The organism is Paracoccus wurundjeri (genome assembly GCF_030678915.1).
GTDB lineage: Bacteria > Pseudomonadota > Alphaproteobacteria > Rhodobacterales > Rhodobacteraceae > Paracoccus > Paracoccus onubensis_A.
On sequence record NZ_JAUUTZ010000003.1, the window covers coordinates 148,386 to 162,756 of the forward strand.

Annotated in this window: 14 protein-coding genes and 1 pseudogene; 8 read left to right on the forward strand and 7 right to left on the reverse strand. The window is 58.0% G+C overall.

The window, feature by feature from the left end:
- The first annotated feature begins 103 nt into the window (after positions 1-103).
- Positions 104-901 (forward strand): IclR family transcriptional regulator, encoded by a 798-nt coding sequence (locus Q0601_RS04735; protein ID WP_305287667.1) that lies wholly within the window; start codon positions 104-106, stop codon positions 899-901.
- A gap of 330 nt (positions 902-1,231) precedes the next feature.
- Here Q0601_RS04735 and Q0601_RS04740 read toward each other — a convergent pair whose 3' ends face one another.
- Positions 1,232-1,963, reverse strand: a complete 732-nt coding sequence (locus Q0601_RS04740) for a class I SAM-dependent methyltransferase (protein WP_305287669.1) — start codon at positions 1,961-1,963, stop codon at positions 1,232-1,234.
- Between the two features lie 537 nt (positions 1,964-2,500).
- Positions 2,501-3,103, reverse strand: a complete 603-nt coding sequence (locus Q0601_RS04745; RefSeq protein WP_305287671.1) for a dihydrofolate reductase family protein — start codon at positions 3,101-3,103, stop codon at positions 2,501-2,503.
- Positions 3,104-3,274: 171 nt separating this feature from the next.
- On the opposite strand from Q0601_RS04745, the gene Q0601_RS04750 reads away from it, so the two are divergent.
- Together Q0601_RS04750 and Q0601_RS04755 are read left to right on the forward strand one after the other, a co-directional pair.
- Positions 3,275-4,237 (forward strand): DUF2332 domain-containing protein, encoded by a 963-nt coding sequence (locus Q0601_RS04750; RefSeq protein ID WP_305287673.1) that lies wholly within the window; start codon positions 3,275-3,277, stop codon positions 4,235-4,237.
- Positions 4,212-4,469 carry a hypothetical protein gene (locus tag Q0601_RS04755; RefSeq protein ID WP_305287675.1) on the forward strand — a complete coding sequence of 86 codons (258 nt, stop codon included), beginning with the start codon at positions 4,212-4,214 and terminating at the stop codon, positions 4,467-4,469. Before Q0601_RS04750 ends, Q0601_RS04755 begins: the two co-directional genes overlap by 26 nt.
- 168 nt (positions 4,470-4,637) lie before the next feature.
- On the opposite strand, the gene Q0601_RS04760 is transcribed toward Q0601_RS04755, so the two are convergent.
- The 5 genes and pseudogenes from Q0601_RS04760 to Q0601_RS04780 form a co-directional block, all read right to left on the reverse strand.
- Complete coding sequence (locus Q0601_RS04760) at positions 4,638-4,871, reverse strand: hypothetical protein (protein ID WP_305287677.1); 234 nt, start codon at positions 4,869-4,871, stop codon at positions 4,638-4,640.
- Between the two features lie 46 nt (positions 4,872-4,917).
- Positions 4,918-5,055: pseudogene (locus Q0601_RS04765) on the reverse strand (winged helix-turn-helix domain-containing protein); the annotation flags it as partial.
- A 185-nt stretch (positions 5,056-5,240) separates the two neighbouring features.
- Positions 5,241-6,704: an alanine/glycine:cation symporter family protein gene (locus tag Q0601_RS04770; protein WP_305287679.1), complete on the reverse strand. Its 1,464-nt coding sequence runs from the start codon at positions 6,702-6,704 to the stop codon at positions 5,241-5,243.
- 688 nt (positions 6,705-7,392) lie between these two features.
- Entirely contained in the window at positions 7,393-8,286 is an 894-nt protein-coding gene (locus Q0601_RS04775) for an isocitrate lyase/PEP mutase family protein (RefSeq protein WP_305287681.1), read from the reverse strand.
- Positions 8,287-8,304: 18 nt separating this feature from the next.
- Complete coding sequence (locus tag Q0601_RS04780; protein ID WP_305287683.1) at positions 8,305-9,087, reverse strand: GntR family transcriptional regulator; 783 nt, start codon at positions 9,085-9,087, stop codon at positions 8,305-8,307.
- A gap of 156 nt (positions 9,088-9,243) precedes the next feature.
- On the opposite strand from Q0601_RS04780, the gene Q0601_RS04785 reads away from it, so the two are divergent.
- The 5 genes from Q0601_RS04785 to leuD are packed head-to-tail and all read left to right on the forward strand — an operon-like array spanning position 9,244 to position 14,318.
- The gene (locus Q0601_RS04785; protein WP_305287685.1) at positions 9,244-10,257 is read left to right on the forward strand and encodes a Bug family tripartite tricarboxylate transporter substrate binding protein; all 1,014 of its coding nucleotides are present in this window, start codon (positions 9,244-9,246) and stop codon (positions 10,255-10,257) included.
- Positions 10,258-10,295: 38 nt separating this feature from the next.
- Positions 10,296-10,787, forward strand: coding sequence for a tripartite tricarboxylate transporter TctB family protein (locus Q0601_RS04790; RefSeq protein ID WP_305287686.1), 492 nt, complete (start codon positions 10,296-10,298; stop codon positions 10,785-10,787).
- Between the two features lie 17 nt (positions 10,788-10,804).
- Positions 10,805-12,313, forward strand: coding sequence for a tripartite tricarboxylate transporter permease (locus tag Q0601_RS04795; protein WP_305287688.1), 1,509 nt, complete (start codon positions 10,805-10,807; stop codon positions 12,311-12,313).
- Positions 12,310-13,707: a 3-isopropylmalate dehydratase large subunit gene (gene leuC / locus Q0601_RS04800; RefSeq protein WP_305287689.1), complete on the forward strand. Its 1,398-nt coding sequence runs from the start codon at positions 12,310-12,312 to the stop codon at positions 13,705-13,707. Before Q0601_RS04795 ends, leuC begins: the two co-directional genes overlap by 4 nt.
- On the forward strand, positions 13,704-14,318 hold the full coding sequence (gene leuD, locus Q0601_RS04805) for a 3-isopropylmalate dehydratase small subunit (protein WP_305287690.1): 615 nt from the start codon (positions 13,704-13,706) through the stop codon (positions 14,316-14,318). Before leuC ends, leuD begins: the two co-directional genes overlap by 4 nt.
- Positions 14,319-14,371 lie beyond the last annotated feature (53 nt).

The window sequence follows — 14,371 nt, forward strand, 5'->3', positions numbered from 1 at the left end:
TGGTTGATATTGATTGGGTCGCGGGGGGTTCCAACGCACTCAAAAGACAGGGCGGCCAAATGATTTGTCAAATTCTTTTTATCATTGTTTTACTGAATGAAACATGCATTATAACGATATAAAAATCCCAAAAGGTTTCGTTGTGGAAAAATTTTATACTGTAGATTCAGTAGATAAAGCATTAGATCTTCTTATGGCGGTTGCGCGGAAACCGAATACCGGGGTAACGGAATTGGCCAGGAAGACCGGGCTTACCAAATCTCGTGCCTATAGATTGTTGCATACAATGGAACAGCGCCAAATCATCAAGCGCACGAGAGAGAGCACTTATGGCCTTGGCGATGCGATGCTGGTGCTTGGAATTACCGCCAGTTCGCAGATGGATATGATTCGCCTGGCGACCCCGATCCTGGAAGAGCTTTGCCAGCGTGTGAATGAAACCGTCCAACTGCGCACGATTGACGGAACAGAGGCGCTATGTGTCGCCAAGGCGGAACCCTCTCGCGATTTGCGGGTGCATGCCAATGTCGGACGGCGGCGGCCTCTTTATGCCGGATCGCCCAAATGCCTGCTGGCGTTCCAGCCGCAGGATTTTATCGATAAATGCGTTCCGCTCGTCCCCGCGCCGCTGACCGCAAACACACCCCGCACACGCGGGGCCATCCTTGAAGAGCTGACAAAAATCCGCCGTCAGGGATATTGCGTCAGCCGTGGCGAGGTTGGTGACCAACAGATTTCCTGCTCGGCTCCGGTTTTCGCGCTCGATAGCTCAGTAGTGGCCTCGATGCATGTGGTCGCGCCAGCTTTCCGAATCCACGAATCCGAACTGACGCATATCATCCGTCTGACGACCTCTTCCGCTGCACGGCTTTCCAGGGCTTTGGGTTGGTCGGACGGCTAGAGATTGGCAAATAAAATTTCCCCATTGTCTGGCTCGGCAACACCGCGCTTGGCGATCGATTAGTCGTCCAAGGTCGCTTGGTGTTTGGAGCGGCGCGCCACAACAATGTGGCGTTTCAACGGGTTTGACATACCAGATTGAATCGCCACGGGTTTACCAGAGAATAAAATACTCAAGGGATGAACCCTATAACGAAGAAACAATTCATCCCGGCCTGTCCTGCCGAACCTCGCGAATGCGAGACGATCACGGGAAGCACTGACCGGGCAGGGCCCCTTCAAGTCATTCGAAAATCCGCCGCCCGGATAACAAGACGGGGCGGCGGTGCGATCAGTTTTTGTGCGCTGAAACCAGTAACATCATCGGACGTTCCATCTCTTCGGCAAGCTCTGGCATAGCCTCGATCTGCTCAGGCGTCGGCGCGAACTCTTTGATCTGTCGCAGTGTGAAACCCGCGCTGATCAGCCTGTTGAGGGTCGTGGCCAGCGTCCGGTGATGCTTCAGCACCCCCTTTGCGAACCAGTCGGTGCGGCGTTCGCCCTCCAGCGAATAGCCGTTGACAGGCCATGTCCTGCGCCCGTCCTCGTCCTGTATCCAGTGCGGGTGCGTGGCGGCCATGAAAATCGGATGTTCGATGGTGAACACCAGATTGCCGCCGGCGGTTAGCGCCGTGTGGATCATGCGGCTCAATCGTACGAAATCCCGGACATAGTGAAAGGTCAGCGCGCTGTAGACCAGGTCGAATGAAGCCTTCGGCAATTCCAGCATATCCAGATCGGCGATGCGGTATTCGATGGCGGCATCGGTGGTGTCGGCGCGCGCGCGCTCGATCATGTTCCGCGACAGGTCAATCCCCAGGATTGAGGCCGCGCCCTGTTCACGGAACCAGCGTGAAGCCCAGCCGAAGCCGCAGCCCAGATCGGCTATGCGTTTGCCAGTCACATCCGGCAGCAACGCACGGATGGCGGGCCATTCCGGTGCCGCATCCAACCCATGCACCTGTCGGGGAAGCTGGCTGTAGCCAGCGAAGAAATCGGGGTTGTCGTAGATATTCTGTGCCATCTTCATCTCCAGAGGAAAAGGGGAGGACAAGGCACGATTCCACGCCAAATAGCCTCGTCCGCAAGGGCGAGGCCGAGATTGGCAATCGGCGTGTTCAGCTCACGTGATCGTCATCCCGGCATCCCGCCAAGGGGATACCGGTCGACCGGGCGACAATATGGATGTCCTTCTCAATCATGCGGGCTATATTGATCGGGATGCTGCAGATGTCAATTTCATCACGGATATGCATGGCCGCGATGGTCACATTGGACCAATTTGATGGCCGGTTTCGCTACGACCGGCATGCATGACCGGTTCAGTGAAGCTGCGCCGCCGCATGGCACGGTATGGTGAAGATCCGGTTTGGGTCATTTTTCTGCGCCGCCATTGCATGTGACGCGGATGGCTGCCGCACTGCCGCAAATCCGTTCAAAACCCTTATCCGTCATTCGAACATATGGACGATCTGGTGCAGTCACCGCCGCACCGAATGCTCAAACACTGCACAGGAATACTGCCTCGTTCTCGTTTCCAGGTGCAGTTCTTTTCACGAGATCATTGTTGTACTGGGAAAACCAGATGGGTTACGCGGTCGCCCTGGACGCATACTCTCGGGTTGCCGAGCAGGACGTCGTTTGTAGAGAGTTGACCAAAGAAGGGGCGATTGCCGTCCCCCATAACTACCGGCACCAAATTGACGGCCACTTCGTCCAGCAGCCCCAGATCCAGGCACTGCCGGGCGATGGTCCCCCCGGTGACGGACACGATGCGGTCGCCGGCGATTTCCTGAGCGCGTGCGATCGCGGCTTGCACTCCGTCCGTCACGAAGAAGAAGGGCGCGTCGGGGTGAGCAGCGATCCAGTCCGAAGGGATGTGGTGTGTAACCACGACGACGGGGACATCCAGACTGTGCCGGCCGTGCCAGCCTTTGGTGACGTCGAACAGCGTACGGCCACAGACCAATACCCCCACCGAAGAGATCCACTGTTGCCAATATTCTGCACTCGGCGGGCTGAGATGGACGTCGAAATCTCCGGCCGGGGTCGGCAGGGCAACTTCGCCATTCTGGAGCCAATCGAACAACCGGCCGATGGTGTTGTCCTGTCTGGCCACATAGCCATCCAGAGACATAATCGCTTGCGCTTGCACCAGGCCCATCTGAATAGCCTCCCCTAGTGGATAGGCCTTCCCGTATCCCCGTCGATGGTGCCCGATCCAATAACGTCATTCAACGGTTTTCCGGGAGCGATGCGAAGAGCCCATAGCGGACCTTGTTCCAAACCTGTGATGCTGCCAGACTCTGATGGGTAAGAAAGCTGGGACTGAGCCATGGAAGCCATAGCCGAACGCTATCAACGCTTTGCACGATCTGAGGCCGCAGGGCGTTCGGTGCTGTACGAGACTATGGCCCAGCATGTCGCGGGATCGCCTGACGCTCTGACTTTTCTCAGCCGCCTTCCCGGGGACCGGCAGCAGCCGAACCTTCTTTTCGCCGCTCTGCGCCTGATCGCTGGAACACCCGCGTCGGTTAGTGAATTTGACCATGCCATTGAAGAGCATGCGGAGGCGATAGCCGAAGTCATGCTGACGCGAACAACCCAGACGAATGAACCCGGACGTTGCGCGGCACTTTTGCCGTCGCTGGCTCGGATCGAGGGGCCGTTGGCCCTGATTGAGGTCGGTGCATCTGCGGGCCTGTGTCTTCTGCCGGATTTCTACGGCTATGACTGGGGACGTCAGAGACTGGCTCCGCCCACCCGATCTGCCTTAGCTGTGCCCGTGTTTCAATGCAATGCCTCGGAAAATACGCCGCTTCCGCTCCAGCACCCCGAAATTATCTGGCGGGCGGGACTTGACCTGAATCCGCTGGATGTATCGAATGACGAGGATGTCGCATGGCTTGAAACCCTTGTCTGGCCCGAACATCACGAGCGACTGGCGCGTTTGCGCAAAGCCATCGAAATTGTCCGGACCGAGCGTCCCCGCGTCGTGGCCGGGGATCTCAGACAGGATTTGCATGCGCTGATCGCCGAGGCGCCGGGCGATGCGACTGTTGTAGTGTTTCATACCGCTGTCTTGAGTTATGTCGTAGACCAGAGCGACCGCGATGCGTTTGCCGCCGGGATGATCGACGACGCAAGGGTGATCTGGCTTTGCAACGAAGGCCCGCGCACTTTCCCCCGGTTTGCGGAGGCCGCCGGGCCGGTTCACGAGGAAATGTTCTTGTTGGCCGTTGACGGGCAGCCGGTGGCATGGACCGGACCTCATGGCCAAGAAATACGCTGGATTTGAATTGGAGGCGATGACCGAACGGCAGCTTCGTCCCGCATCGCGGACTTTAAGGTTGTGCGCTGCGAACAACTCCTTTGATCTCCAGGCTTGCATCTCAGGAGTCGGGGTCGCCAATCTGCGCGAATTTCATGCGAAAGCCGATTTTGAGGCGGGAAATCTGGTCGAGCTCATGCCGGAAAAAATCTTGAAGAGGTTGGGCTTTATGCAGCCTTCCCTCGTAAAGATCTGGTAAGTGGCGGGGCGCTCGCCTTTCCGGATTTCTTGCAAATGAGATTGCCTGGGAACGTGAACACAAGCCAAGCATTTATCGCGGCACGACGATCCAACAAACGATCAATGGCCCAGCTTGAAGGCAATGTTGGCCTGGCAGCGGCCACGAATGAACTGTGCCGAAAGTACTTCATTGCGCATATTCGGACTCCGATTGGGAAAATTGTTCCAGAAACCAAGAGAATCTCGCGGCGTGATCTACCCCCGCATTTTCACCGTTTTCGCCATCTGGATGGAACGCCCATGCCAACTTTCTAGAGATGAACGGGAAGATTATCGGATTAGCCGCGTGGGAAAGGTCGGCCAAGGCGACTTCGTCGGTGGAGAAGAGGTGAAAGGGAGCGATGAGCAGGGGCATGGCCATGATCGTGCTCAAGCGTCCCGGACACCGTCAGTAGCTGAGATGACGATTACTTATCCGCCAGCCTGTATCCGATGCCGGGCTCGGTGAATATCCATCGCGGATTCGCCGCATCATCGCCCAGTTTGCTGCGCAAATTCCGGATATAGACCCGCAGATACTGACTGTCCTCCATGTGCGCCGGACCCGCTTTGGCTGCATGGCGGCTTTCCCGGCACCGGGACTTTCCCGCATGCGAATAGGGTCCGGGTCATTCGATGCACAAGCTGGGACATGACCTCTTGGCATTGCGCACATGATCAGCTCCAGCCTATGACCACGGTCATGTCCCTTTCCAACGACCCGGGCGAGACGAGCCTTTGGCATTCTTGCCTATACTTCTCCCCGCTCGCTGCGTTTCCACTCTTCCCAGCCCTGCTGCCCTTGCATGAACGCCTCGATTTCGGTGCGGCTGGCTTCCAGCCCCGGGTCATGCTTCAGATAGAACCGGGTTTCGCGCGCGATCAAGCCGGACAGCAGCAGCAGGCCGATCAGGTTCGGAATGGCCATCAACCCATTCATCACATCCGAAAAGTTCCAGACCACGCCAAGCTGAACCGTGCAGCCGATATAGACAATCAGCGAAAACAGCACACGGAAAGGCATGACGCCACCGCGACCGATCAGACGTTCGAGATTGCGTTCGCCGTAGTAAGCCCAGCCGAGGATGGTGGAATAGGCGAACAGCGCCAGCCCGATGGTCACGATCCAGTGCCCCCATTGACCCGGCAAGCCGTGGCTGAAGGCCTCTCCCGTCATGATCGCGGCTGAAATCTGCTCTCCCGTTCCCGGGTCGGTCTGATGCCAGACGCCGGTGGTGATGATGACCAGACCGGTACAGCTGACCACGATGATTGTATCAATGAAGGTCTGCGTCATCGACACCAGCCCCTGACGCACGGGATGAGTGGTCTGGGCGGAGGCCGCGGCAATGGCTGCCGAACCCATGCCGGATTCGTTCGAGAAGATCCCGCGAGCAACTCCGAATTGGACGGCGATCATGATCGTCGAACCGATAAAGCCGCCAACCGCCGCGCTGCCGGTGAAGGCCTCGCTGAAGATCTGACCGAGAGCGGAGGGAACCGACCCGATATTCGCCAGCAGGATATAGATCGCGCCCAGCACGTAGAACAGGATCATCACCGGGACCAGACCGGCGGTGACGCGCCCGATGGATTTGATACCGCCGATCAGCACGACCAGGGTCAGGACCGCCAGTACCAGGCCGGTGACCCAATTTGGGATGCTGAAGCTGTTCGTCAAGTTTGATGCGATCGAGTTGCCCTGGGTCATATTGCCGATGCCAAAGCAGGCACAGACCGCAAAGATCGCAAAGCTGATGGCGAGGAATTTGCCGAACCCCCCTGGAATGCCTCGTTCCAGATAATACTGAGGCCCGCCATTCTTCTCGCCCGCCGAATCCGTCGTGCGAAAACGGACACCCAGGAAGGCTTCGGAATATTTCGACGCCATACCCAACAGCGCCGTGACCCACATCCAGAATAAGGCACCCGGACCGCCAGCGCTGATTGCGGTCGCGACTCCGACGATATTGCCGGTGCCCACCGTCGCGGCCATTGCGGTGGTCAGGGCCTGAAACTGTGAAATATCGCCGTCTTGGGTATCATCGCTGCGCTTGATCAGACCAAGGCGAAGCGCAGGCCAAAGGCGGCTGAACTGGATGCCACCCAATGTCCATGTCAGGTAAAGCCCGGTCCCCAGCAATAGGGGAATCAACAGATACGGCCCCCAGACGATACTGCCGATCTGGCCCAGAAAAGCTTCTAGTCCATCCATATATCAGCTCCCTTGCACGGTTCATATGCGCTCATGACGGCCGCGTCGGTCTCGAATGTCAACCCTCAGCTGCCCGCAGCGTGTCGGCGGCAGAAGCTGGCGAAATCGAAGCAGATCATCCGCTTGCTGATGGCCCGTAGATATTCAGAGCGCGGAGCTGTCAAAAACGATGGCTCAACCGCTCCGGAAACGAGCGCGGCAATCAGCCCTGCAATTGCGAATTTGCAAGGCTAAATTCAATAAATGTCCGGCCAGTTGATGCTGGTGGCATCATTTTGTGGATCAGGATATCATCAACATTCGCGGGTTACCCAAAGTAACGAAACGATGCAGGCCCGCTCATCTCTGAAGGGGAGGGGCATCAGTATTGGCGCATAGCGGGATCAAGATATACTGGGAGCAATTTTGCGCGCTGGTTCACACTCCGGCACGTGCTGCTTGCGCTTCAATTTTCTGATCTCCTTTTCGTCGAAGACCAGCAGGCTAAAAATTATAGCCTATGTCAGTGTCCGAATTTCAGGGGCAGCTATGGTGCCGCTTGCATGATCCTCTTGAGAAACGCCTTTCTTTGCCCGGGATCAGGGCCATAGCCAAACGCGGCACAGATACCACGGATCACGTTGTTGAGCCTAATTTTACAGCTTAACGATCATACTTAGAAGTAACCCACTAGAATACGGCCATTTTTTTATCGTCGATTTCCTCCGCGGTTCTGTATCGTGGCAGGTTCGTACCGAGTAGCTTCCTGCAAAAGTTCCGGCAAACCGATGACATTGTTCAGATCATCGAAGTTAACCATTCGCTCGACGAACGGTGCGTTTGACCTGTGGGCCATAAGACTTGCGAAATAATCCTGCATTTGGCGCTGTACGGCTCGGGCAAGACCTCCGGGAAAGATAACCAGCCGGAACCCCTTTTCATGAAGCGCATCTGCGGTGCTGATTGGCGTATTTCCGCCTTCAACCATATTGGCAAGAAGGGGAACGCGTGATGCAAAACGTTTAGTGATCTGCTCCATTTCCAACAGCGAACGCGGGGCCTCGATAAACAGCACATCGGCCCCGGCTTCCAGGTAGGCCTCACCCCGATCAAGTGCTGCCTCAAGACCCTCCACCGCAATCGCATCGGTGCGCGCGATGATCTGCAAGTCATCCGATGTCCGGGCGTCGCAAGCCGCTTTGACTTTGCCGGCCATTTCCTCTTTCGGTACCAGGGTCTTGCCCTTCAAATGTCCACACCGCTTGGGAAATCCCTGATCTTCAAGCTGCAAGCCTGACGTTCCGGCCCGTTCGAACAGCCGGACAGTGCGCTGGACGTTCACGGCATTTCCGAAACCGGTATCCCCATCGACGATAATCGGCAACGTCACCCGGTCGCGAATCAATGTGATCGTATCGGCAACCTCAGATGCTGTGACAAGGCCCACGTCGGGACGGCCAAGGCGCGTATAGGCAATTGATGCGCCGGACAAATAGAGACATTCGAAACCTGCCTGCTCGGCCAGCAGGGCGCCGAATGCATCATAGACGCCCGGTGCCAGAATTCCCTTTTTCGAGCCGAGAAGCTGTTTCAATCCGGTCATGGATGCGATCCTCCTGATTCAGGTATTCCATACCTTGGTCGCTTCGTCCGCGCTGCGGTCGAAGTTCATTTCATGCTCATAGGTGTCGGGGCGGTAGAGTCCGTGGATTCGCTCTACGGCGCGGCCTGCTGGATCGTAAACTGTCCTGCGAATTGCAAGCAGCGGCTCACCTGGCTCGATTTGCAGCAGCTTTGCGACTTCCGGCACCGCGAGACAGGCCGAGATCGTCTGGCGCGCGCTATGTACCTTATGGCCCGTGGCTTCGATCAGCCGCAAAAGCGAGGTGCGCTCCATTTCGTCGCGACCGATCCCTTCGCCGATATCATCGGGAAGCCAGGTCGTCAGATGACTGAACGGGCGGTCGTTCAGGTGGCGCAGGCGCACGGCTCTGTGCATCCGCACACCGGCTTCCACGCCCATGGCGGCGGCGACGTCTTTGGGCGCGGGAACAAATCTCAGGTCAATAACCGAAACGGTGGTTTCCAGCCCCAGCGCCATCAAATTCTCAAAATTCCCCGAAAGTGAGGCACTGACCGGCGACGAACCGGTATTCATGCGGGCAAAGGTCCCCCGTCCACGCGCTCGCTGAACGCTACCTTCGGCCCTGAGCCGGTCCATGGCTTTGCGAATCGTGATCCTCGAAACGCCAAACTGTTTGGCCAATTGCAACTCGCCCGGCATTTGCTCGTCCGCCGACCAGGACCCGTCGGATATTTGCTGACGTAACACCAGATAGACCTGATGGTGCTTGGGCCAGACCGAAGCTTCCGTTGGAAGCTGCTCGTCATCATATGCTGCCATTTCGCCCGCTCCGTGAACCTGCTTGCCTAAGTGATAGCTTGCGGCGCGGAAGGATGAAAGTTAAATGTTCTATTGACATGACAATAAGACCATGTTCGTCTTGCAGCCGTAATCTGCCGGCGAAATCGGACCGGCCATACAGATTAAGGGGAAGAGATGAACAGTTCGACCGGAATCCCGAGACGCAGGTTTCTTGCCGCCGTGACGCTTGCCGCTGGCTTTTCGGTAGGGCTGGGTGGCTTTGCAAGCGAAGCCTTCGCCGCAGATTGGCCGGACGGCCCCGTGACCATCGTCGTGCCCTTCGATGCAGGCGGCAGTGCGGACCGGATGGCGCGAAGCCTCGCCGAACCGCTGGGCAAGATCCTTGGGCAGCCTGTGGTGGTGGAAAACCGTCCTGGCGGCGCCGGCGGGCTTGGTGCGACCTATGTCTCGCGCGCGGAACCTGATGGCAATACTCTTCTGCTGATGCAGGCCACGCCATATTTGGCGAATGCGATCCTGATGGGTGGCGCCCCCGTGAAATGGGAAGATTTCCGCCTGCTCAACGCGCAGTGGAACGATTACGGCATCATCGCTGTGAACAAGGAAAGCCCTTATGAGAATTTGACCGATCTGGTCGAGGCGATGAAGACGCCGGGCAAAGTGTCATCCGGGATCATCTACGCGAATGGTGGCCATCTGCAAACGCTGATGATCATGGATGCTTTGGGCATTTCGCAAGAAAATGTCCGTTTCGTGACCTATGACGGCGGATCGCCCCTGCGCTCGGCATTGGCCGGAAATCAGGTCGATTTCGAGATTATCGCCGCAGAGGCTGCGCAAAGCGTCATGGATAATCTGCGCGTTCTCGCGGTGGTTAATGATGCGGATCCGGATAATCTCGGAGCGCCCTTGATGAACGACGTCCTTGGTGAACTGGGAGCCGAGCCGCAGCCGGTTATCGGCGGCAATATCACCGGCCTCATGGCCCCCGCCGCGTTCGCCGAAGAATATCCGGAACGGTATCAGACACTGCTTGCCGCCTATAAGCAGGTGGTCGAAAGCCCCGAATACGCTGAAACCGCGAAAGCTGCGGGGCTTGGCAGTGACTGGGTCGGGCCCGAGGCCAGTCAGGAGATGATCGACAAGACCTTCGAGGCGCTGAGCAAATACTCGGATATCGTCAACTGATCCACCAGCCCTGCTTACATCGACAAAGGAGATGCCCGATGTCACAGCGTCCGTCCGGCGACACACGCGTATCTGCGCCGACTGAAGCTATGCGGCCCGGTGCGCTGGTCTTCGCCATATTGGTGGCGCTCGCACTTGTTATCTATGCCTGGACAATTCTTGGAGCCGCACGGAATCCGGGCGACTGGCTGCTGATCCTGCCTGCTGTCGGCATCGGTGTAACAGCGCTTGTCTGGGCGGCAATCGTGGATGGGCGCAAGTTTCTGCGATCTGATGCGCGGCCTGGCCTCCGGATCCCGGAGAGCGTGGCGAAACCGGTGATTTTGCTTCTTCTGATCGCCGTCTACGCGATCACATTGCCATTTGCCGGGTTTGATATCGGAACAGCCATATTCCTTGGTCTCGCGCTGCTGGTTCAGGGAGAACGTCGGCTCTGGCTCGTCCTGCTGAATGCGGTGATCGGTACGGCACTGATTGTCTGGGTGTTTCACGGGTTGCTCAGAGTGCGCGTCCCGCTGCAGCTGTTCTGAACGGAAAGGTTTGTCGGATGTTTGATTTTGCCGCTTTTTCCGGCGCCCTCCAATTGCTGGGCAATGATGCAATGGCTTGGCTGGTCGTGCCGCCGGGGATCCTGATCGGGCTGGCCTTTGGCGCGGTTCCGGGGCTGTCGATCTCGATCGCCATGGCGGTATTCCTGCCTGCTACCCTGTATATGGATTTCCTGCCCGCGATCCTGTTTCTGTCGGCGATCTTTACCGGCGGCGGTTTTGGCGGCGCCATTCCGGCGATCCTGATGAACATACCCGGCACATCAAGCGCAGTCGCAACCGCTTTCGACGGTTATCCGATGTCGCAACAGGGCCGTCACGGAGAGGCGCTTGGCGTCGGCCTTGCCGCATCTGTCATCGGAACATTCTTTGGCTATGTTGTGCTTCTGCTTGTTGTCGGGCCTGCGGCATCGTGGGTTCTGAAGCTTGGGCCTACCGAAATGTTGGTTGTCGCGATATGGGGCCTCTTGCTGATCGCGGTCCTCAATGATTCCAGCTTTGCCAAGGGCCTCGCCGCTGGCGTTCTGGGAATCACAATCTCGACGGTGGGCTATTCGGATACCGGGCTGATGCGCGGGACGTTCGGCAGCATGTATCTGCTGGACGGGATCCCGGCGATACCCGCGCTTATCGGGCTTTTTGCGGCATCCGAACTGATCAACATGGCGGGTAAGGATTATATCGTTGCCGATAAAAGTCTGAGGAAACTCAAGATGCGGCCGATATTGACAGGCGTACGTGATACATTTCGCCGCTGGCCCGCCGTCCTGAGAGGTTCGCTGATGGGAACGATGATCGGCATCATTCCCGGCGTCGGCGCAAGCGTTGCAAATCTTGCCTCTTACGGCACCGCCAAACGCGCTTCGAAAGATCCGGGCAGCTTTGGACAGGGAAACCCCGACGGGGTGATCGCCTCGGAGGCGGCGAATTCGTCCTCGGAAGGTGGCGGCATGGTCACATTGCTGGCGCTTGGGCTGCCCGGCGGCGCGGGTACAGCCATTCTGCTCGGTGCCTTTGCGATGCATAACGTGACGGGCGGGCCGCGCTTTATTTCAGAAAGTACCGACGTGGTCTATGCAATCATCCTTGGCAATATGGTGCAGGCGATGCTGCTGTTGGTGATAGGGATCGCATTCGTCTTCTTTGCCAGCTCGATCGTAAAAGCGCCGCTGCGCTATCTGATCCCCTATGTGATCGCGATCTCGATGATGGGCGCCTATGCGATCACCGGATCTGTCGTCGGGCCGATGACGGTCGCCGGCGCCGGCGCACTCGGCTGGGTCATGCGCCGTTATGGTTATCCGGTGACGGCGGTGGTTGTCGGTCTGCTGGTGGGACCGATGGCCGAGGGCGAGTTGGTGCGCAGCTGGCAAATTTCCGGTGGGCATCTCTCATTCCTGCTTGACCGGCCAATCACGCTGGTTCTGATCGCGCTGCTTGCGGGCACGATCATCATCTCGCAGCTCGGCAGGCGCCGGACTCATCACAACGAGGCATTGTCCCGATGACCGCTCCTCGTACGCTTGTGCAGAAAATCTGGGACGCGCATCGGATCCTGTCTTCCGAGGGATCAGACCTGCTGTTCGTCGATCGCCATCTGCTGCATGAGGGTTCGCATCACGCTTTTGACAAGATTGCCGCGGCAGGGCGCTCCGTTCGTCATCCCGAACTGACATTCGGTGTCGCGGATCATTATGCGCCAAGTCATCCGGACCGCGCGACGGCGGATACCCTGACCATGATCGACCGGCTTGCGGTCAACACGGCGCGGCACGGTGTCCGCAGCTTCGGCATCGGAGACCGGAAACGCGGGATCGTTCACGTCGCAATACCCGAGCAGGGCTTGACCTTGCCCGGCACGATTATCGTCTGCGGCGACAGTCATACCGCGACTCATGGCGCATTCGGGGCTTTCGCCTTCGGGATCGGGGCGTCCGAGGTGGCTCATGTGCTTGCAACCCAGACGCTTTGGCAAAAGCCTCCGCCGATGATGCGGATAACGGTATCGGGCAGCTTGCCCCCGGGAACCACTGCAAAGGATCTCGCATTACATATCATTGGCCGCATCGGCACCGGAGGCGCAACCGGTCATGCGGTGGAATATGACGGTTCAGCGATTTCGGCCATGACGATGGAAAGCCGGATGACGCTGTGCAACATGACAATTGAAATGGGCGCACGCTCGGGTATCGTTCCCCCCGACGACGTTACCTTTGCATGGCTTGCAGGCCGTCCGATGGTCCCACAAGGTGCTTGTTGGCAGGATGCGCTTGCCGGCTGGCGGCAACTGCGCTCGGATCCCGGCGCGATCTATGCGCGTGAGGTGGTTATGGATGCGTCCGAAGTGGCGCCCATGGTGACCTGGGGGACAAGCCCCGAACATGTGGCCCCGGTGACAGGTAACTTGCCCAAGGGGCAGCCCGAGGCGCTTGAGTATATGGGGCTTATCGCCGGTTCACCGGTTGAGGGAATCGAAATCCAGCGCGGTTTCATCGGTTCCTGCACCAATGGACGCTGGTCCGATCTTCTGGCGGCGGCGACCGTGCTGAAGGGCCGGACAGTCCGGGTTCCGCTTTTGGTTTCGCCGGGCTCCGAGGCCATCGCGGCGCAGGCCGAAAAGACCGGCATCGCAGATTTGTTCAGAGCCGCGGGCGCGGAATGGGGATCTTCCGGCTGCTCGCTCTGTGTCGGCATGAACGGAGATCGCGTTGCGCCCGGGGAACGCTGTGCATCGACATCCAACCGGAATTTTCGTGGCAGGCAGGGTCCCGGCGCGCGCACCCATCTGATGAGTCCGGCGATGGTCGCTGCCGCCGCCGTCACCGGGCGCGTGACCGATATCCGAAAATTGCCGCTTGCGGATATTTCCGAATTTGCTGACAGCGGGAAAACCGGGACATGACCCCATTTACCATTGAAACCGGCCCCGGAATCGCATTGGCGGCCGACAATATCGATACCGATCAACTGATCCCGGCACGCTTCATGAAACGAAGTCGGGCAGACGGTTATGGCAGGCAGCTGCTGTATGATATGCGGTTTGACGCGGATGGGAACGAAAGCCCCGATTTTCCGCTGAACCAGATACGCACCGCTCCGAAAGTTCTTATCGCCGGGGCGAATTTCGGATGCGGCTCTTCGCGCGAGGCAGCGGTGTATGCACTTGTCGATCACGGCATCCGATGTGTTATCGCCCGCAGCTTCGCGGATATCTTTCGCAGTAACGCACAGCGTAACGGATTGCTGACCGTGATCTGTAGCGAGACGGATCATCGCGCGCTTATTGCCCATGTTGAAGCCAGGCCGGGCTGCGCGATTACTATTAATCTTGACGCGCAATCGATCAGGGCCGAAGGGCTGGACGCCATCCATTTTGATATAGACCCTGGCGTGAAACGGCGCCTGCTTCTTGGTCTGGACGAGCTTGCGGAAACGCTTGAGCATGTGGCGACAATTGAGAAATTCGAGGGAAACTATTTCCGTGTGTGTCCGTGGGTGCGCCCGAATTGCTAGGGATCCGGTCCCCGCATCTGCTGGATCAGGTTAACGATCTATCTGTCTGGCTG

Bases quoted from the DNA above. Each gene is read 5' to 3' on its own strand.
- Q0601_RS04780 (WP_305287683.1), bottom strand. From the start codon at position 9,087: ATGGCAGCATATGATGACGAGCAGCTTCCAACGGAAGCTTCGGTCTGG.
- Q0601_RS04750 (WP_305287673.1), top strand. From the start codon at position 3,275: ATGGAAGCCATAGCCGAACGCTATCAACGCTTTGCACGATCTGAGGCC.
- Q0601_RS04785 (WP_305287685.1), top strand. From the start codon at position 9,244: ATGAACAGTTCGACCGGAATCCCGAGACGCAGGTTTCTTGCCGCCGTG.
- Q0601_RS04795 (WP_305287688.1), top strand. From the start codon at position 10,805: ATGTTTGATTTTGCCGCTTTTTCCGGCGCCCTCCAATTGCTGGGCAAT.
- leuC (WP_305287689.1), top strand. From the start codon at position 12,310: ATGACCGCTCCTCGTACGCTTGTGCAGAAAATCTGGGACGCGCATCGG.
- Q0601_RS04745 (WP_305287671.1), bottom strand. From the start codon at position 3,103: ATGGGCCTGGTGCAAGCGCAAGCGATTATGTCTCTGGATGGCTATGTG.
- Q0601_RS04760 (WP_305287677.1), bottom strand. From the start codon at position 4,871: ATGGCCATGCCCCTGCTCATCGCTCCCTTTCACCTCTTCTCCACCGAC.
- Q0601_RS04790 (WP_305287686.1), top strand. From the start codon at position 10,296: ATGTCACAGCGTCCGTCCGGCGACACACGCGTATCTGCGCCGACTGAA.
- Q0601_RS04775 (WP_305287681.1), bottom strand. From the start codon at position 8,286: ATGACCGGATTGAAACAGCTTCTCGGCTCGAAAAAGGGAATTCTGGCA.
- Q0601_RS04755 (WP_305287675.1), top strand. From the start codon at position 4,212: ATGGCCAAGAAATACGCTGGATTTGAATTGGAGGCGATGACCGAACGG.
- Q0601_RS04735 (WP_305287667.1), top strand. From the start codon at position 104: ATGCATTATAACGATATAAAAATCCCAAAAGGTTTCGTTGTGGAAAAA.
- leuD (WP_305287690.1), top strand. From the start codon at position 13,704: ATGACCCCATTTACCATTGAAACCGGCCCCGGAATCGCATTGGCGGCC.
- Q0601_RS04740 (WP_305287669.1), bottom strand. From the start codon at position 1,963: ATGGCACAGAATATCTACGACAACCCCGATTTCTTCGCTGGCTACAGC.
- Q0601_RS04770 (WP_305287679.1), bottom strand. From the start codon at position 6,704: ATGGATGGACTAGAAGCTTTTCTGGGCCAGATCGGCAGTATCGTCTGG.